Source organism: Siphonobacter aquaeclarae (genome assembly GCF_900103285.1).
In the GTDB taxonomy this organism is placed as follows: Bacteria; Bacteroidota; Bacteroidia; order Cytophagales; family Spirosomataceae; genus Siphonobacter; species Siphonobacter aquaeclarae.
The window spans coordinates 70365-87975 of record NZ_FNGS01000012.1; the positions used below are offsets into that span (position 1 = coordinate 70365).

General features: G+C 55.3%; 17 protein-coding genes. 11 read left to right on the forward strand and 6 right to left on the reverse strand.

Annotation, left to right across the window (positions count from 1 at the left end):
- Positions 1-95 precede the first annotated feature (95 nt).
- From BLR09_RS24120 to BLR09_RS24135, 4 genes are all read left to right on the forward strand, one after another.
- Complete coding sequence (locus tag BLR09_RS24120) at positions 96-1220, forward strand: sialidase family protein (RefSeq protein ID WP_093208811.1); 1125 nt, start codon at positions 96-98, stop codon at positions 1218-1220.
- Between the two features lie 807 nt (positions 1221-2027).
- Complete coding sequence (locus BLR09_RS24125) at positions 2028-2648, forward strand: recombinase family protein (protein ID WP_093208813.1); 621 nt, start codon at positions 2028-2030, stop codon at positions 2646-2648.
- Positions 2649-2785: 137 nt separating this feature from the next.
- A complete protein-coding gene (locus BLR09_RS24130) occupies positions 2786-6148 on the forward strand; it encodes a SusC/RagA family TonB-linked outer membrane protein (protein ID WP_218126710.1) in 3363 nt (1120 codons plus the stop codon).
- Between the two features lie 24 nt (positions 6149-6172).
- A complete protein-coding gene (locus tag BLR09_RS24135) occupies positions 6173-7759 on the forward strand; it encodes a SusD/RagB family nutrient-binding outer membrane lipoprotein (protein ID WP_093208816.1) in 1587 nt (528 codons plus the stop codon).
- 57 nt (positions 7760-7816) lie between these two features.
- Here BLR09_RS24135 and BLR09_RS24140 read toward each other — a convergent pair whose 3' ends face one another.
- Positions 7817-8599, reverse strand: coding sequence for an alpha/beta fold hydrolase (locus BLR09_RS24140; protein ID WP_093208817.1), 783 nt, complete (start codon positions 8597-8599; stop codon positions 7817-7819).
- 204 nt (positions 8600-8803) lie between these two features.
- Between BLR09_RS24140 and BLR09_RS24145 the strand changes: the two genes are divergently transcribed.
- Positions 8804-9322 carry an NUDIX domain-containing protein gene (locus BLR09_RS24145; protein WP_093208820.1) on the forward strand — a complete coding sequence of 173 codons (519 nt, stop codon included), beginning with the start codon at positions 8804-8806 and terminating at the stop codon, positions 9320-9322.
- Here BLR09_RS24145 and BLR09_RS24150 read toward each other — a convergent pair.
- Positions 9311-10318 (reverse strand): NAD-dependent epimerase/dehydratase family protein, encoded by a 1008-nt coding sequence (locus BLR09_RS24150; RefSeq protein ID WP_093208822.1) that lies wholly within the window; start codon positions 10316-10318, stop codon positions 9311-9313. The genes BLR09_RS24145 and BLR09_RS24150 overlap by 12 nt on opposite strands.
- A 62-nt stretch (positions 10319-10380) precedes the next feature.
- Entirely contained in the window at positions 10381-10971 is a 591-nt protein-coding gene (locus BLR09_RS24155) for a Crp/Fnr family transcriptional regulator (protein ID WP_093208825.1), read from the reverse strand.
- 294 nt (positions 10972-11265) lie between these two features.
- Between BLR09_RS24155 and BLR09_RS24160 the strand changes: the two genes are divergently transcribed.
- The 5 genes from BLR09_RS24160 to BLR09_RS24180 all read left to right on the forward strand — a co-directional run bounded on the left by BLR09_RS24160 (position 11266) and on the right by BLR09_RS24180 (position 14925).
- Positions 11266-12132: a DMT family transporter gene (locus tag BLR09_RS24160; protein WP_093208827.1), complete on the forward strand. Its 867-nt coding sequence runs from the start codon at positions 11266-11268 to the stop codon at positions 12130-12132.
- A gap of 62 nt (positions 12133-12194) precedes the next feature.
- On the forward strand, positions 12195-12758 hold the full coding sequence (locus BLR09_RS24165) for a Crp/Fnr family transcriptional regulator (protein WP_093208830.1): 564 nt from the start codon (positions 12195-12197) through the stop codon (positions 12756-12758).
- A 162-nt stretch (positions 12759-12920) separates the two neighbouring features.
- Positions 12921-13598, forward strand: a complete 678-nt coding sequence (locus tag BLR09_RS24170) for a type 1 glutamine amidotransferase domain-containing protein (RefSeq protein WP_093209046.1) — start codon at positions 12921-12923, stop codon at positions 13596-13598.
- A 182-nt stretch (positions 13599-13780) separates the two neighbouring features.
- Positions 13781-14263: an RNA polymerase sigma factor gene (locus tag BLR09_RS24175; protein ID WP_093208832.1), complete on the forward strand. Its 483-nt coding sequence runs from the start codon at positions 13781-13783 to the stop codon at positions 14261-14263.
- A 5-nt stretch (positions 14264-14268) separates the two neighbouring features.
- Positions 14269-14925: a hypothetical protein gene (locus BLR09_RS24180; RefSeq protein WP_093208835.1), complete on the forward strand. Its 657-nt coding sequence runs from the start codon at positions 14269-14271 to the stop codon at positions 14923-14925.
- Here BLR09_RS24180 and BLR09_RS24185 read toward each other — a convergent pair.
- On the reverse strand, positions 14904-15836 hold the full coding sequence (locus BLR09_RS24185; protein ID WP_093208837.1) for a DUF6454 family protein: 933 nt from the start codon (positions 15834-15836) through the stop codon (positions 14904-14906). The genes BLR09_RS24180 and BLR09_RS24185 overlap by 22 nt on opposite strands.
- A gap of 207 nt (positions 15837-16043) precedes the next feature.
- Here BLR09_RS24185 and BLR09_RS24190 point away from each other — a divergent pair, with 207 nt between their 5' ends.
- On the forward strand, positions 16044-16418 hold the full coding sequence (locus BLR09_RS24190) for a T9SS type A sorting domain-containing protein (protein ID WP_218126711.1): 375 nt from the start codon (positions 16044-16046) through the stop codon (positions 16416-16418).
- A 130-nt stretch (positions 16419-16548) separates the two neighbouring features.
- Here the strand turns inward: BLR09_RS24190 and BLR09_RS24195 are convergent, their stop codons facing one another.
- Together BLR09_RS24195 and BLR09_RS24200 are read right to left on the reverse strand one after the other, a co-directional pair.
- Complete coding sequence (locus tag BLR09_RS24195) at positions 16549-17253, reverse strand: SDR family oxidoreductase (RefSeq protein ID WP_093208842.1); 705 nt, start codon at positions 17251-17253, stop codon at positions 16549-16551.
- Complete coding sequence (locus BLR09_RS24200; protein WP_176785659.1) at positions 17250-17588, reverse strand: darcynin family protein; 339 nt, start codon at positions 17586-17588, stop codon at positions 17250-17252. Before BLR09_RS24200 ends, BLR09_RS24195 begins: the two co-directional genes overlap by 4 nt.
- Positions 17589-17611 lie beyond the last annotated feature (23 nt).

The following is a 17611-nucleotide window of genomic DNA, read 5'->3' on the forward strand; positions in this document are numbered from 1 at the left end:
CTAAACTCTAAACTCTAAACTCTAAACTCTAAACTCTAAACTCTAAACTCTAAACTCTAAACTCTAAACTCTAAACTCTAAACTAACTTGCCCCCATGAAAACCCGCCTCCTTCTCTCGCTGCTGCTATCCGCCGGTATACTCCACGCGCAAACACCCGTGTTTACTTCGGGTTCAGATGGTTATAAGTCGTTCCGCATCCCCGCGATCGTCCGGACGCCGAAAGGAGAGTTGCTCGCCTTTGCCGAAGGACGGGTAGGCGGAGCCGGCGATTTCGGAGACATCGATCTCGTTCTGAAGCGCAGTTCAGATGACGGAAAGACCTGGTCTTCCCTGGAAAAGATCGTCGACAACGGCACACTCCAGGCCGGGAACCCCGCACCGGTAATCGACGAAACCGATCCGGCCTTTCCCGGAGGGCGGCTATTCCTCTTTTACAATACCGGAAACAACCACGAAGGCGAAGTACGTAAAGGCAAAGGCCTCCGGGAGGTATGGGTAGTAACCTCGGCGGATGGCGGCCGGACCTGGTCTGTTCCCGAAAACATCACCGCTCAGGTGCACCGGCCCAAACAGGAGCCGTATTCATTCCCGGACGACTGGCGGAGCTATGCCAATACGCCCGGCCATGCCGTTCAGGTACCGGCCGGGAAATACCGGGGGCGGATTTTCGTCGCCGCGAACCATTCTGCCGGAGATCCCAGGCCGCATTTCACCGACTACCGGGCACATGGTTACTATTCCGACGATCACGGCAAAACCTACCACCTGGCAGAAACCGTTGCCTTTGACGGTTCAAACGAAGCGACGGCGGCCTGGCTTCCCGATGGCGGCCTGCTTTTCAACGCCCGTAACCAGAGCGGTACCCCGAAAGCGCGTATCGTGGCCAGGAGCAGGGATGGTGGTGCTTCGTGGTCGTCCGTGCAAATCGATCCCTCCCTTCCTGATCCCGTTTGCGAGGGCAGTCTGCTGAATCTCCGCCGTCGAAGAGGCCACATACTTGCGTTCTGCAATGCGGCGGATACCGCGCGCCGTGACCGGCTGACGCTTCGGCTCAGCAAGGATGGCGGTATCAGTTGGACGACCGGAATCGTTGTGGACAGCGGGCCGCGTGATTTTACGGCTTATTCCGACCTGACAGAACTCGACCGCAGGCGGATAGGTGTACTTTACGAAAGGGAAAACTACAGGCAGATCGTGTTTAAGGTCGTGGAGTTGTAAGGACCTTTCGGCAGCAGGGTCGGGGGCGCCGCGACCCAGGGCGTTGCAGCACAGGCAGACGGCGGCATACTTCCGATGATTCTGTAAAAGTACCCCTACAGCGTCCTGCACTGTCCCGGCCGGATACGGCCGGGTGTTTATTTCTGATACTTTTTGAGACAATCCGGGAGTTCCGGAGTGGGTAGTGATACGGTTGATCCGACTTTGTCATTGGCCGGAATGTTACGTATGTGCCGGAGAGTTAGCGCATTAACGTAAAAAATACACGCAGGTTAGCTGCCGCCCGAACCAGTCCGGAATAGCTTTTCCGGAGACGAAACACGGATAATCGTTTTTGAGACAGCTATAGAAAGACCGGTATTTATTTAAAAAATTTATTAATTAAGATTATATCAATAAATAAAATTCTATTATTTGATCAATATCTCTAAGAATATACAAAAATATGACTCAATATGCTGCTGAATAGTAGCAAAGACACTTGAAAATTTTGTGTTTGAAGGGATTTTTAAAATAAATTACAAATATTTCCGAACGGCAGGGTATGAATTATCGGAAAGTCCCTTATTCTTGTGTAGGATTTCACGAATGTTTATTGTGATAATTCTGAGACAGCGAGACAAATACAGAGGGACCGGGAATAGGAATAGCGCTCAAACAGATACAGTACCCCGTCTTTCGTGACCCGTTTCAGTAGCTTTTTCATCGCAAAGAGCAGGAATACAACGGTACCATTTTCTCACATCAATCCTGCAGGGCGGCCGGGCTGGCGGCTTTTGCGGAAAGACGCCCACTAACTACCTGGTTATGACGATCGGTTATGCTTGTGAAGGCCCTTCGGCGCGGGACTTATCCCTGCAGCTAGGCGCGCTGATGGAGTACGGCTGCGACGAAATTATCCGCGAAAACCAGCCGGAAGAGGGCCGGATCGAGCTGGCCCGGGTATTGGTCCGGCTTCGTCGCGGCGACCGGATCGTGGTGTGGCACCTGGGTTGCCTCGGAGATTCCTGCGCCCAGCTTGTTCGCCTGCTTTCGGGGTTGAGGAGCCGGGAAATCGCTGTTTCCGGTATCGCGGATGAGTTCGACAGCGCCTGCCCCGAAAGTCCGGTGCTGTTCCGTTTTGTACGTTCCCTGCTTGATTTTGACCGGACGGACCGGCTGCGGTCTACCTTATCTGAACCGCCCGCAGGCCGCACCGGCGGCGGCCGGCCGAAGGGATTTCCCAAAGAAGTCATCGATAAAATCCGCAAGATTCAGCTGCTGAACCGATTACACCGCCCGGAAGAGATTATCCGGATGCTCGGACTGAGCCGGGCAACCTATTACCGTTACCTGAAAATCGGCGAGCAGTATGCGGAGGAGGACCTCCACTTGCTCGGCCGCCCGACAATACCGGCGCGACGGGAGAAAAGTAACTCCCTCGGCTGACCACCATCGCCATCTGAAAATCTGTTTGACTGCCTGCTCACCGAGCCCGGCCGGGAACTTCCATGCCCGTTCGGAGCAGTCGGCCCGCGATCCCTTAACCGTCAATGAATTATCCACTTTAACACCATCTATCTAGCATGAAGACTATTTTACTTGCCTTTTTTCTCCTGGTGGCGGGGCCGGTGCTGGCTCAGCGGATCTCGGGGAAAATCACCAATGCCAGCGGGATACCCATCGCCGGAACGTCGGTTCTGGTGAAAGGAACCACCCGCGGAACGGTCGCAGACGCGGCCGGACAATACGTCATTCAGGCGTCAGAAGGAAACACGCTCGTCTTTTCCTTTGTCGGATTTCAGACGAAGGAAGTTCCGGTCGGAAAGGCAACCGTACTCGATGTTACACTGACAGAATCTGACCGACAGCTCGACGAAGTCGTCGTAACCGCCCTCGGTATCCAGAAAGAAGCCCGCCAGATCGGCTTTTCGGTTCAGAAAGTCGACGCCGGCGACATCACCAAAGTAGCGCCGCCCAACATGGCACAAGGCCTCATGGGAAAAGTTGCCGGTCTGAATATCTCCGTGCCGAACGGCATTGAAGGCAGCTCCCAGCGGATTGTCATCCGGGGCAATAACAGCCTGCTGGGCAATAACCAGCCGCTGCTGGTCATCGACGGGATTCAGGTGCAGGAAAACGCACTTGGCGTCGACAACAAAAATGGAACTACCTCCAACGACGTTTCGACACTGCGCGACTGGGGCAGCTACCTCAACTTCATCAACAGCGATGATGTCCAGGAAGTGAACGTGCTAAAAGGTCCTACGGCGGCGGCTCTCTACGGCGCCCGCGGCGCTAACGGGGTTATCCTGATTACGACGAAAAAAGGCTCCCGGAAACCCGGTCTCGGCATCGATTACAACTTCTCGACCCGCTGGACACACGCTTACCGTTTTCAGGAATTGCAGAATGAGTACGGTTATGGAGGCGCAATCGGGCTGTGGTCGGCCGAAAAACCCTTCCCCACCGATGCCAACGGAAACCCCCGCTACCCGGCAGAAGCTCCGTGGTCAGGCGCGAATATCCCCGACAAATTCGGCAGCCACGGCCCCGTTCCCGGCGGTAAAAATTCCTGGGATTTGTTCAGCTGGTACGGCACGGCCGCGTCCTGGGGCCACCGACTCGACGGCACCGAGATTACCTGGTGGGACGGCCAGAAGCGGAAGTGGGAAGCCAACCCGGATAACGTCCGCTCCTTCTTCAACACCGGGAATACCACGACGCACAACCTGTCCTTTTCCGGAGGCGGCGAGTTTGGAACCGTGCGGGCGTCTATCAGCCGGACCGACAACAAGGCGATCATTCCGAATAGCCATTTCAACCAGACAACCGTCAGCGTAGGGTCAAACATCGATATCTCGAAGAAACTCCGCGCCGAAGCGACGACGAGCTATACCCGGTTCAACCGCCTCAATACGCCCGATATCGGCGGTAACTCCTGGACAAAGTTCATGACCTACGGCATGAGCCGGGACTACAAAAACATCGAGAAAGATATCTTCCGCAACCCCGATGGCTCAAAGAACCTCTTCGGAAACGACATGTACCCGTCGTCCTACCCCTACGGCGGCTATGGCAAGGATATCTATTGGAATGCCTACGAGAACAACGTGAACCTGCAGCGCGATCAGCTGCTCGGCTCCCTCAAGCTTTCGGCAGAGGTAACGCCCTGGTTCAACCTCATGGCGCGTACCGGGATCGACTACAATACAAACGAATTTGAAACCAAGAATACTCCGATCGACAAAGAAGGGCTGAAAGGGCAGTATGGTTTCGAACTGAACAAGAACTACACCATTACCTCGGAAGTACTCGGGACCCTCCATACGGATCATTTCCTGACGAAGGACCTGACCGCCAGCCTCAGCGCCGGCGCGAGTTCCTGGTACAACCGCTACCACGGATCGAAGCAATGGAATCCGGGACCGTTCGGCGTGCCGTTCCAGTATTTCCTCCGGAACACGACCGCCTCTCTCGGCACCGACTACAGCACCTGGCTGCCGGACGAATACCGTCTCCAAAGCAAAATCAATTCGGTATACGGCATCCTCGATCTGGGGTACAAAAACATGCTGTTCCTGCAAATGACGGGCCGCAATGACTGGTCGTCGACACTGCCCGCCGCCTCCAACTCCTTCTTCTACCCGTCTGCCAGCCTTAGTTTCGTATTCAGTGAGGCGCTGGGGCTGAAAGACAAGCAATCCTGGCTGGATTTCGGAAAACTCCGCGTTGCCTACGCCGCCAGTGCCAACGGTACCGATCCGTACCGGACCAGCTACGTGTACAATGCCGGTTCGTTCGGCGGGTATCAGACGCGCAGCCTTCAGACCAGCCTGCCTCCGCTGGCCTTGCAGCCGCAGCGGTCCAAATCGTTTGAAGTGGGTACCCAGCTCAACTTCTTCGGCAACCGCCTCAGTCTCGATGTGTCTTACTACCACATCCGGTCTACCAGCCAGATTCTCAGCGCGCCGCTGCCGGTATCTTCCGGGGTATCGAGTGTGACGTTCAATACGGGCGAGCTGCAAAACAAGGGTATCGAGTTCATCGTCCGCGGAAATATCGTACGGCAGCAGAACTTCAGCTGGGATGTGACGCTCAACGGCGCGCACAACCAGAACAAGGTCGTCAGCCTCGACCAGGGCGTCGATACCTATCCGCTGGGAGAAGTATTCGGCGTGACCTACGGCGTGGCGCAGCAGGTTCGTGTCGGTCAGAACTACGGAACGATCTACGGGTATGATTACAAGAAGGACGCCAACGGTAACCGGATCGTCGCCCGTATTATGGACAGCAACGGAGACAAAGTAATCGGTACCCGTTACGTCACGACGGATCAACCCGTAGCCATCGGCAACTCCACTCCGAAACTGACCGGCGGTCTGGGTAATAACCTGCGCTACAAGGACTTCAGCCTCTATGCCCTGATCGACTACAAGCTGGGCGGCGATCTCTACTCGTCTGATTATGCGACGGCGATGGGCAACGGTCTTGCGCCGGAAACCCTGAAAGAGCGGAACGGCGGCGGACTTCCGTATACCTATGTCGACGGTAGTCAGGCCAATCACGGCGTTATCCTCGACGGTGTTTTTGCTGACGGAACCCGCAATACGGACGTCGTCAACTACATGTTCAAGTATGCCGGGGTATATTCCGGCTGGTCGGACATCCGCCTGCCGCGCAGCGCCGCTGTTTTCGAAAATTCCTGGGCGAAGCTCCGGGAAGTATCCCTGACCTATACCGTGCCGAAGAATGTGGCCGTGAAGTCAAAAATTGTACAGGGATTGTCGCTTTCGGTGATCGGGCGCGACCTCTTTTACCTCTTTACCACCTTGCCGGACCGGTTGAATCCCGAAGGTATCAACGGCGTCGGGAATACGCAGGGCCTGCAATGGGCGGCGTTCCCGGGCACGCGGACCTATGGTTTTTCAGTGAAAGCTCAATTCTAACCGGCCCCTTACTTCGTACGAAACATGAAAAAACTACCGATAAAACTGGCCCTGGTCCTGACGCTGATGACCGCGGGCTGCAAAGACGGATTCGAAGAACTCAACAAACCGTGGGACAAGGCAGTCACCGCTCCCGTGGATCAGTTGTACAACGGTATTGTGTCGACGTTTGTCCTCGGCTGGCAGGAGCAGGCGACCTACCATTCCTGGATTTATCCTGTCACCCAACAGGCAATTGTGACGTCGGCTTCCGGCTATGTCATGAATAATGCGGCGTCTGAACTGTGGAGCAATTACTACCTGTGTCTGGGGAACTTCCGTTTGCTGGAAAAGAAGATTGAGGAAAGCCCCGACAAGGACAAATACCGCAACCTGCAGGCGATGGCCAAAACCCTGATGGCCTATAAAACCCTGAAGATGACCGGCTTTTTCGGAGATATGCCGTATTCGGAAGCAGGCCGCGCCGCGACCGAAGGATACACGAAGTACCGCGCCAAGTACGATACCCAGGCGGATATCATGAAAACGGCGATGACTGAACTGAAATGGGCCGTCGACAACTTCAGCACCGGCGCCGACCAGATTTCCGTCGGAGCCGCCGAGACCTTCCTGAAGGGCGACATCGACCAGTGGACGCGTTTTGCCAACTCCCTGCGCCTCCGCTGCGCGCTGAACATCTCGGGTAAGGACAAAACGACTGCGGCGGCAGTCGTGACCGAATGCCTCGCGAAGCCGCTGCTGGCAGACGGCGAGAACATCGGTATCTGGCCGAAATCGCTCGGGCTGACCCTGGGAGGCCGGCGCTGGTCGTTCAACGCGGGGTTCTTCCACCGCATGGGTACCACGATGTGGAGCTGGATGACGACAACGGACGCCAAAGACGGCAGCGGAATCATCGATCCGCGCTGCCGCATTTTCTTTGAGCCGAACAATGCCGGAGAATGGGCGCCCTATCCGCAAAACCCGACGAATACAACGCCGGTAGAAGGAGGACAGCCATACAACGACGTCCGGCTTACGAGCTGGGCCACCAAGGGCGCTACCAATATCTACTCGCCGATCAACTACTATTTCGCTCAGGATCAGACAACTATCCCTGAGTTGATGATAACGGCCGCCGAAGTGCACCTGCTGAAGGCGGAAGCGTATGTATCCGGCATCGGGGTTACCAAAAACACCACGACGGCGAAGGATGAGTATGAAAAAGGGGTAACGGCTTCCGTGAATTTCTGGACCAAAGTAGCCATGGATTCACCGGAATGGGTGGTTGCCAAACCTGCCGCCCTGCCTGCTCCTGCGGTAATCGCCGCATTGCTGAAGGCGCCGAAAGTGGCTTTTGACGCATCGACCGACGAGAAAGCGCTGCGTCAGATTTATGCCCAGCTGTGGATCGACGGATTCCGCCAGCCCTGGGATGTCTGGACGCTCAAACGCCGGACCGGCAACATGACGCCGATGTCGGAGACGAATACGGCTTACTATGACGCGAACTTTGCTGTCTATCACCGCTTTACGTTCCCCAGCTCGGAACCTGACTACAACAACGCCAACTGGCGCGCGGCGACAGGCGGAACGGACGTCGTCGGAACGAAAACCTGGCTGGAAAAATAAACCAGGCTACTTGTGAATACCTTAAACGCTACCGGAGGGCATTCCGGTAGCGTTTTTTTATACCTGATTCAGAAACGTTTCGATGAGGTCGAGGACCAGTACAGGCAGGCGGCTACCGGGGTTTACAGCTTCAATTTCTCCGATGTAATCGCCGTGACCTCCGGGGAGAATGGCCAGCTGCGCTTTTGGCATGAGGCGGGAGAGAAAGACGGCGTGTTCGCGGGTGACGACGTCGTTGTCTCCGTTGATAATCAACACCGGAGCCTGAATACCCGCCACCTGTTCATCCGGAATATCTGCAAAGGCTTTCATCCGGGCGACATCCCGGTAAAACATGGCTTCAAGTGCTTTTTCGTCGGAATTGACGGACAGGAATGCCTCCCGCAATCCATGGGGAAGCATGCCGAGGTTTGCATTATCAAATCCGTCGAAAAAACCGGGAAACATGCCGTCCCGCCGTGTCAGGGCAGAGCCGATGATCAGCTTGTGTACTTTCTCCGGATGCCGGATGGCCAGCTGGAGGGTAGTCGTTCCGCCGTTACTGAAACCGAAAACGTCAGCTTTCGGGATTTCGAGGAGGGAGAGGAGGGCAGCGATGTCGTCGGCATCCTGCTCAAAGCTCAGCGGACGGTTGATGTCGGCAGTACGACCGTGCGCCTGCATTTCAACGGCGATCACGCGGTGTGTACGGGCGAGGGTCGGAAGGATGCGGCCAAAGGTAGAGTCGATCGTCGAACCGCCGCCATGAATCAGCACCAGCGGAAAGCCTTCGCCGTGGTCTTCGTAGTAGAGTTGGAGGCCGTTGACCGAAGCATAGCGGCCGGAAGAGATTGTCGTCATGGAGTGCGAGAGTAAGCCCGACAAACATAGGCAGTTCAGCTGAACGCGGGAGGTGCCGGATGCGTCAAAAAAGGTGGGCCATTGCAACACGTCGTTCCGAACGGCGGCTTCTTTCCATCTTCTTCTTACTATTGTTTCGGAAAAGGGAAGAAAAGCAGGCGGTAAGGCATACGCTCAACCTGCTTTTTCCTCTGAAAAAAGTTTATGAAATACTGCGGAAAATGCGGCCGGGAACTGATTCCGGCCGTGATCGACGAACGCCGGCGGCTGCGCTGCCCGGACGAAGCCTGCGGGTATGTTTTCTGGAATAATCCGACGCCCGTCGTCGCGATGCTCGTCGAGACAGAAGAAGGCATTGTCCTCGCACACAACAAGGCCTTTCCGCCCGGCATGTTCTCGTTTATTACCGGCTTTCTGGAAGCCGGCGAAGCGCCGGAAGAGGCTGCCGTCCGGGAGACGAGGGAGGAACTGTCTCTCGAAGCGGACCGGACCGAATTTGTCGGCGCGTTTCCCTTTCGGCGGATGAACCAGCTGGTATTGGTGTACCACGTCTTTGCTTCCGGCGCCATCCGCCTCAACGAGGAGCTGGACGACTACCGCATCGTACAGCGAACCGACCTGCTCGGATATGCGGAAAGCGGTCGGTTCGAAGTAGCGGTCTGGTTTGAACGGATGCGGGTTCTCCGGCCGGAGGTAACCCTGTCGCCCGAATCAGGCCAGTAATTCAGGGTGCGCCAGCAGGTAGTCGAACGCGTCCCGCACCGCTTCCTGCGCCGGCCTCGGGTTGAAACCCAGTTCGGCGCGTGCCCGGCTGATGTCGAAATCCTGGCGCAGACCGGAAAACAGGGCTATATCCTTTCGCGTCAGCAGCGGGGCCCGTCCGCGGAGCCGGGCGGTCCCTTCCATCAGCGCGGCAATGCCGTACAACAGCGGCTTAGGTACCGGCCGGGGGATACGGATGCCAAGGTCAGGGTAGTATTCCTGAGCAAGCCGGGTGGTTTCGGTAATGGTGAGGCAGTTTTCGTTGGAAAGTATGTAGCGGGTACCGTTTCGGCCGTGTACTGCTGCCTGATAGCACCCTTCAGCAACATCTCGGACGTCCACCCAATTGAGCGTAATGCCGGTATCTACCGGAATTTCCTTCTTCAGAATCAGCCTCAGTACGCCATAGGAAACATTCAGCGGCGCAAACGCTTCGCCGCCGATCATGGCAGCGGGCAGGACAGCGACTAACTCAATACCCGATTTTGCCGCGAGCTCGAACGCCAGTTTTTCGCCGTCGTTTTTGGAATTGTAGTACATATCGCGACGTTCGGTATTGTAGCCGGAAGCCTCTGAAACAGGCGTTTGGGCATAATTAAGCGCAGCGACCGAACTCACATACACAATCCGGCGGACGCCCGCTGCCGCGGCAGCTTCCACCATGTTGCGGGTACCGTCGAGATTGACGTTGTAAATCTCCCGGACAGGATCTTTCGCCCATAGTTTGAAGGCCGCGCCGACGGCATAAAAGGTATCGATCCCTTCCATCGCGCGGATCAGCGAGGCTTTGTCGGTGATATCGGCTTTCACAAGTTCACAATCCAGACCGGCAAAGGGAGCGGTATGGGCCGTATTCCGGACGGAAGCGCGGACGGAAAGGCCTTTTTGAAGTAGTAAACGGACGAGATTATTGCCAAGATGGCCATTGGCGCCGGAAACCAGGGAAATAGCAGACATAGTCAGTGCAATTGATACGCTGCAAAATTCCTTCGCCGGTATCTCCCGACACCTAACAATTGTTAGGGAATGAACGACCGGCGGATCCGGCTCAGACTTTCCGGTTTGATGCCGAGAAAAGAAGCAATGTACTGTACCGGCACATTCTGCAGAATACCGGGGTAGTCGTCCATCAGTCGCCGGTAGCGCTGTTCGGCGGTGAGTGTTGCCAGCTCGCGGGAGCGGTTTTCGTTGTACCGGATTGCTTCCTGAAAGACGTGAAATCCAAAGGCTTTCATGGCTGCGCTTTCGTCAAAGAAACGCTGCAGGTTCGCGCGGGTAATGCACAGCAGCTCGCAGGGTGTAACGGAAGTGACCGTATCCGGCGCCGGAGCGCCGTCCATAAACGCTGAATAGGAAGTAAAAAAGCCCGGAGGGCAATTGAGATGCGTCGTGATTTCCTCACCCCGCTCGTCCACATGCCAGAGCCGCAGGTACCCGGAGCCAATGAAGTACAGGTGCTTCGGAACCTTGCCGGCTGCTTCGAGAACGGTATTTCGACCGACCGATACAGGCTCAAAGTACTTTTCGCACCGAAGGCGGTCTTCCGGTGGGAAGGCCGCCTTCGTTTGAATGAGTCCAATCAGCTTGTTGTGGAGGGTATTCACGGGCATTACTTAAAAAAGAATAGTTAGTTGACTGATGGAATCCGGGACCGGGAGGCTATTTTTGCCTTGTCCGATTTTTCGTACAAAGATATGCATCCATTTTCCTCCTTCTCTGTCGTATTACCACCTCCAGTACTGTCCTGATCCGGACAACTGCGGTGTTGTACTGATGTCTTCCCCATTCCGGGAGGAGGTTTTTCCATTTGTCAGGTTGTCCGGTTGCCTGCCCCCGGCAGGTTGCTTTGGCGTTCCGGTCGTTTCGCTGCCGGAGCAATGGTTTTCTATTCCTGACAAATTCTCATGAAAAAGGCACTTTTTCAGCTTCATATTTCTATTCTGCTCGCCGGCTTTACCGGCCTCTTTGGCAAACTGATTTCCCTCAACGAAATACTCCTGGCGTGTTACCGGCTCTGGATTGCCGGAGCGCTCCTGGCCCTGTTGCTGGCGTTGCAGGGAAAGCTCCGCCGCGTAGCCCCGCGGAACGCGGCGCGCATGGGCGTGACAGGTATGCTCCTCGGGCTTCACTGGGTGTTTTTTTACGGAAGCATCAAGTACTCCAATGTTTCGGTGGGTGTGGTCTGTTTTTCGCTGACGGGTTTTTTCACAGCGCTGCTGGCGCCGCTTCTCAACCGGACCCGGGTACGGCCTTCGGAAATTCTGCTGAGTTTGCTGACGCTGATCGGTATTGCCTTGATATTCAGCTTTGACAGTCGTTACCGCCTCGGTATTACTTTCGGGACGATTTCGTCTCTTTTCGGATCGCTTTACATGGTTTATAACGAGCGGCTGACAAAAGAATGGCCGGCCGAGACCATTTTGGTGTATGCCCTGCCTGCGGGCGGACTGCTGTTGACGACGCTTGTTCCGTTATATACCCGCTTCTATCCAGCGGCGTATTACCTGCCAACGTTCACAGACGCCGCCTGGTTGCTGGTACTGTGTTTTTTCTGTACGATTTTGTTGTACCGCCTTCAGTTACAGGCCCTTGAGCGGTTGTCGGCCTTCACCGTCAATCTCAGCCTCAATCTGGAACCGGTGTATTCCGTCATCCTCGCCATCTGGCTGATGGGAGAAGGGAAGGAACTGGGGGGTACTTTTTACGCCGGCCTGGTCCTCATCCTTCTCTCCGTTGCCCTGCAGACCTTCCGGCTGCGGCCGGCTTCCTGATTGACGGAAAGCGGCTACTTTTGTAAGGGGCGCGGCAGGCACCCCTTACATGCTATTGGTCTATGAGTCAGGTACTTCGCGAACATATTCAGCAATTGGTCCCGTTGTCGGACGAAGAATTTGCCTACGTTCTGGCGCATTTTACGCCGCGTAAATTCCGGAAACACCAGTTTCTGGTGCAGGCAGGGGAGGCGGTTTCAGCCGATTTTTTTGTCGTCAGCGGGCTGCTCCGTTCCTACTTCACGAACGACGAAGGAAAGGATCATATCCTTCAGTTTGCGATGGAAGACTGGTGGATTTCTGATTACCAGGCGTACTTCGGCCAGGCTCCGGCGACGTTGTCCATCGATTGCCTGGAGCCCGTCGAGGTACTCTGTCTTTCCCTTGAAAACAGAGAGAAAATCTGCGCGGACCTGCACAAAATGGAGCATTTTTTCCGGAAGAAATCAAATGCCGGATACATGGCGCTGCAGCGGAGAATACTGTCGCTGCTGACCAATAATGCCCGACAGCGCTACGAGGAACTGCTCCGGCAGAATCCGGCCCTGTTTCAGCGGGTACCCAAAACCCTGCTGGCGTCGTACCTGGGTGTGTCCCGGGAAACGCTGAGCCGCTTTTCGGCGTGATCTGCGTCACACCAAATCTGTGACGTACGTCCTGTGCCGGGGGGAAAAGACCGGGCAACTTTGCGGTCAGAAAACACAAGGTTAATGAACGCAATTGTTTCAATAGTCCTGGCCGGAACCTTATTGTTAGGCGGACAGGCAACTGCTCAATCCCGAAAAAAAATGGCAAAGAAGATTCTATTCGTGGTCACGAGCCACAATCAGAAAGGAAGTACCGGTGAACCTACGGGTTATTACCTCGGCGAAGTATCACACCCGTGGGACGTTCTTCACGAGGCCGGTTATGAAATCGATTTTGTTAGTCCTCAGGGTGGAAAAGCGCCGGTAGACGGTTTTGACCTGAAAGATCCCATCAACCGTAAATTCTGGGAAAACAAGGAGTACCATGCCAAAGTCGAAGCGACGAAGCGGCCGGACCAGGTTCATCCGGAAGACTATGCCGCTATCTTTTTTGCCGGCGGTCATGGCGCCATGTGGGACCTCGCCGACAACAGGGAAATCGCTGCTATTGCAGCAAAAATCTATGAAAATCAGGGTATTGTAAGCGCGGTATGCCACGGCCCCGCCGGCCTGGTAAACGTTCGCCTGAGCGACGGTTCCTACCTCGTTACAGGGAAAAAAGTGAACGCCTTCACCAACGAGGAAGAAGAAGCGGTCGGGCTGACGAAAGTTGTCCCGTTCCTGCTCGAAGACAAACTGAAGGAACGGGGTGTCCGGTTTGAGAAAACCGGCCTGTGGCAATCTCACGTGACGGTAGACGGCCACCTGATTACCGGCCAGAATCCCGCGTCGGCGCATGGCGTAGGGGAGGCGGTAAAAAAGGCGCTGGAAGGAAAGTAATTTTGGCCGTGATTTCAGGGGATAAACAAAAAGAAGAGACCATGACAGTCTCTTCTTTTTGTTTATAATCAATTTATTTACAGCTAGTTACGATTGGTCTTTTGGTTTACAACAGAAAAAAACGCCGTCCGGTGTGACATTCTTCCGTTTCCTGCGAATAATTGGCCAAAACACCACGACACATGGACACCGCAAGGCGGGATGCCTTTCTTGAAATGGCCGATACCCACAAGGGGATTCTCTACAAAATCGCCCGGCTTTACGAGAAAGACGAGGACGATCGGAAAGACCTCCTTCAGGAAATGCTGCTTCAATTATGGCTTTCTTTTGACAAGTACGATGGAAGCACCCGGCTTTCGACGTGGATCTACCGCATTGCCCTGAACGTCGCGATCTCGGCTTACCGGAAGCAGGCCCGCCGGCGGGAAGTACGCGAACCCGTGCCCGAAACCACGATCGGTGCGGACCCGGAAACGGATGAGCTGCTGGACCGGCTCAAGGCATATATTCAGGAGCTGCGGGAACTGGACCGTGCGCTGCTGATTCTGTCACTCGACGGAAATTCTTATACCGAAATCGCTGATATTCTGGGTATTACACCGACGAATGTATCGACCCGGCTTTCCCGTGTGCGTCAGCAACTCCGACAAAAATTTAACCCGTAAAAGCCATGCAGGAAACTGAATTTTTGAATCTGTGGAAGTCGCTCGACGAGCGCATTACCGAAAACCTTCACCTCAACCGCATCCAGGCGGAGGAGATTACCCGCCTCAAAATCAAGTCATTATTGAGTAGTATGCGCCCAATTAAGGTATTCGCGCTGGCGGTGGGCGTGGTATGGATTGTGTGGGTCGACGGACTACTGGTTGTCACTTTCGGCAATGCGAGCCCGTTCTTCTGGTGGTCCGCGTTGTTTCAGGTCGTTCTCTGCAAAATGGCTGTGGGAATTTACCTCTACCAGCTCCTCCTGCTGGCCGGGACAGACATCGCCGAACCCGTCCTTGAAACGCAGGCGCGCCTGGCCCGGCTCAAAGCCACAACGCTCTCGGTAACCCGAATCCTGTTTCTGCAGTTACCGGCCTGGACGACGTTCTATCTTACTCCGGCTATGCTGCGCGACAGCCCGCTGCTTGGTCTGATGATACAGTTTCTCGTTACAGCAAGTGCAGTCGTTGCCGCAGGCTGGCTCTTTATTCATATCCGGGAGAAGAACAAGGACGCACGCTGGTTCCGGGTACTGTTCAGCGGCCGGGAGTGGGACCCGCTGCTGAAATCCCTGGAGCTACTCGACCAAACCCGTGACTATCAGGGTACCCGCACTTCGTAGATAAACAGCCGGGCGGCTTCGTCGTCGTCCGGCACAAAAAAGGCCCGGAAGCCATCAGCGGTTGCTTCGAACGTAGCAGGGTTATTGGTCATCGGGCGTCCGGAGGGAGACCATATCCGGAGCGGAATCTGCCGTACGGGCCGACCGTCCCGCAGGTCGACAATTTCCCAGCCGCCGAGCCGGAAAGTACCATTGGGCGCCGTATATCCGGCCAGGCCCGAACCCAGCATCAGGTGATTGCCGAGGTATTTGGCATCCTGATAATCAATATAAAAGGAAGGATTTTCACGGCCGAGGAGGGTGGGAGAGACCTCGGTTTTCCGGAGCTTTCCGTCTTTTCGAACGGGCCAGGTATAAAACTGCCGCGCGCCCCAGTTGGCTCCGGTGAGGGTACGGGCGTCGGCGTCATAGACCACAGCGCCGATGGATTCCGGGTACCTGCCGACCTCCTCCACTTTCCCGGTTGATACCTGAAGGCGGTACAGAATCGAAAAACTGTTCGGGCGGTATTCGGTGACGGGAATCCAGAGCCAGGTACCATCAAAGTCCATCCCGCCGGGGTGGTAGGCGTCGCCCTCGCCGATGGGCAGGTCCCTGAGAAGGTTACCCAGGGAATCGAACTGAAAGACGTGCCCTTTGCCGGCACCGGTATCCCGGTCGTACCGACCGCGCGGTTCTGTATACTTCTCAGGCCAGCGCGTCACTTCCACCGAAGTCATAAAAAACGTGGCGCCCACCTTCACCATGCCCTGTGTATGAAACGCGTTGAATTTCAGGGGAATGGAAGCGACTTGTTTCCAGGTATGCCCGGGCGTCAGACGGAGTACCATGTTGCGGAACGGAGCGCGCTGCGCGGGCGACTGGGAAAAAGCCGGAAGGGATAGTAAAAAAAGCAGGCAGAGCGATCGCATGACGGGATAATTGTCCCGCAAAATACAAAAAGCCCTGACCGTTTACTCAGGCATCCTTTCTTCCTGCCGCTTATCCAAAGCAATAGCCATACATACTACTATGTATTGCACAGTAGCAAAAAGAAGGCCAATTTTGAATCGTTCCTCAAGGGGAAAAAGTAACAAGCCATGAAACAGTATCTGTCAAACCTGAAAAAATACACAGCCATGAAAACCCTGTTCGCCACCGCTCTTATTGCTTTTGCTGCTGCCACTTCTTTCGCCGCCGTTCCTGAAGATCCGAACCGCGTTCTGAACAGTAATTATGCCGTGAATGTATTCAACGGCAAGGAAGGTAAAATCAACTTCCTCATCGAAAAAGTAAAAGGCAAGCGATTGACCGTTCGCCTCCGCGACGCCAAAGGCCAGGCGTTATTTGTAGAAGACGTAGCGAAAAATGCGGAAGGATACGCCCGCCGTTTCGACGTCAGTACGCTCGAAACAGGTACTTACATCCTGGAAGTAACCGATGGCGAAACAACCACGAAGAAATCCGTCGAAATCCGTCGCGAAGCGCCGGCGAGAACGGTATCGGTGAATTAGAAATAGCAGAGGGCAGGGGGCATGGGGCTCAGGGTGAATCACCCATGCTCCATGCCTTTTGTCGTTTTTTAAAGCATGGGGCAGAGGGCCTAATGCGAGTCACCCTCTGCCCCATGCCCTTTGCCCCCTGCTACCTCATCACCCGCGCGGCCAGCGAGGGCGCAAGCCGGTATAGCGCATACAACAACCGGGCTTTTCCGACGCGGATGGTTGTTTTTCCCCGGTCAAAATCCTTGAGAAACCGGTCTGCCAGCGTTTCCGGCGTTATTTTTCCATGACCACGGCCGGCGGTCATGGGTGTGTCGACGAGCGGAGGAATAAGTTCAACCATCCGAACCGACGTACCTGCCAGCTGATAGCGAAGCGCCATAGCCGTTTGGTGCAACGCCGCTTTGGTGCCGCAATACACCGGCGCCGATCGCTTGGCGGCATAAATCAGCGCCGACGTGACGAAAACGACCGCCGCATCGGGTTGTTGGCAAAGAACCGGGAGCAGTTCCTGCGTTAACTGGAGCGGACTGGTCAGGTTGACGGCGATTTCCTGAGCAATCCGTGCCGGTCCGTCGGGCGTGGTGAGCCATTCATCTTCATACTGTACGCCGGCGCTGTGAATTACTACTGAGAGGTCCGGAAACCGCTCCCGGCATTCAATCGCCAGACTACGAACGGCGGCTGGGTCTGATAAATCCGCCGTGAGCAGTGCTACTCCGGACGGGAGATTATCTGCGTTCTTTCGCGACGAAACGACCAGCACCCGGTCGCCGCACGCATGCAGGCGCTGCGCAATGGCCCGCCCGATACCGGACGTTCCTCCGGTCACTAAAACCGTCTTCATTGGGAGAGGAGGATTTTGTTGAATTCCCGGAAGGCATTTTCCTGGCCGGGGATGATATCGACAACGTCGAAATAAGGCTTCCCATAGACCTCCGTATCCCGGAGGCGCTCGATGAAGAGTTGGTAGGCTTCGAGCCTGTGAACGGTAATAATCAGAAAATCAGATACTTTTCCGTGAAAGTACTCGCTGTCAAAAAGCCGGACGTTCAGGTCCGGATCGTTGAACAGCGGGAGTACGTGGTGGCTGAAGTACTCGTCGCGCTGCTCCCGGGAAAGGGATAGCCATGCCGGTGTGGCGTTGAGCAGCATCAATATGGTAAGGGGTTTGGTTTCCATGGCCGCGCTTTTTGTTTTCACAA

What these genes read in the sequence shown, in the direction of transcription:
- BLR09_RS24120 (WP_093208811.1), top strand. Translation starts at nt 96, where the DNA reads ATGAAAACCCGCCTCCTTCTCTCGCTGCTGCTATCCGCCGGTATACTC.
- BLR09_RS24125 (WP_093208813.1), top strand. Translation starts at nt 2,028, where the DNA reads ATGACGATCGGTTATGCTTGTGAAGGCCCTTCGGCGCGGGACTTATCC.
- BLR09_RS24130 (WP_218126710.1), top strand. Translation starts at nt 2,786, where the DNA reads ATGAAGACTATTTTACTTGCCTTTTTTCTCCTGGTGGCGGGGCCGGTG.
- BLR09_RS24135 (WP_093208816.1), top strand. Translation starts at nt 6,173, where the DNA reads ATGAAAAAACTACCGATAAAACTGGCCCTGGTCCTGACGCTGATGACC.
- BLR09_RS24140 (WP_093208817.1), bottom strand. Translation starts at nt 8,599, where the DNA reads ATGACGACAATCTCTTCCGGCCGCTATGCTTCGGTCAACGGCCTCCAA.
- BLR09_RS24145 (WP_093208820.1), top strand. Translation starts at nt 8,804, where the DNA reads ATGAAATACTGCGGAAAATGCGGCCGGGAACTGATTCCGGCCGTGATC.
- BLR09_RS24150 (WP_093208822.1), bottom strand. Translation starts at nt 10,318, where the DNA reads ATGTCTGCTATTTCCCTGGTTTCCGGCGCCAATGGCCATCTTGGCAAT.
- BLR09_RS24155 (WP_093208825.1), bottom strand. Translation starts at nt 10,971, where the DNA reads ATGCCCGTGAATACCCTCCACAACAAGCTGATTGGACTCATTCAAACG.
- BLR09_RS24160 (WP_093208827.1), top strand. Translation starts at nt 11,266, where the DNA reads ATGAAAAAGGCACTTTTTCAGCTTCATATTTCTATTCTGCTCGCCGGC.
- BLR09_RS24165 (WP_093208830.1), top strand. Translation starts at nt 12,195, where the DNA reads ATGAGTCAGGTACTTCGCGAACATATTCAGCAATTGGTCCCGTTGTCG.
- BLR09_RS24170 (WP_093209046.1), top strand. Translation starts at nt 12,921, where the DNA reads ATGGCAAAGAAGATTCTATTCGTGGTCACGAGCCACAATCAGAAAGGA.
- BLR09_RS24175 (WP_093208832.1), top strand. Translation starts at nt 13,781, where the DNA reads ATGGACACCGCAAGGCGGGATGCCTTTCTTGAAATGGCCGATACCCAC.
- BLR09_RS24180 (WP_093208835.1), top strand. Translation starts at nt 14,269, where the DNA reads ATGCAGGAAACTGAATTTTTGAATCTGTGGAAGTCGCTCGACGAGCGC.
- BLR09_RS24185 (WP_093208837.1), bottom strand. Translation starts at nt 15,836, where the DNA reads ATGCGATCGCTCTGCCTGCTTTTTTTACTATCCCTTCCGGCTTTTTCC.
- BLR09_RS24190 (WP_218126711.1), top strand. Translation starts at nt 16,044, where the DNA reads ATGAAAACCCTGTTCGCCACCGCTCTTATTGCTTTTGCTGCTGCCACT.
- BLR09_RS24195 (WP_093208842.1), bottom strand. Translation starts at nt 17,253, where the DNA reads ATGAAGACGGTTTTAGTGACCGGAGGAACGTCCGGTATCGGGCGGGCC.
- BLR09_RS24200 (WP_176785659.1), bottom strand. Translation starts at nt 17,588, where the DNA reads ATGGAAACCAAACCCCTTACCATATTGATGCTGCTCAACGCCACACCG.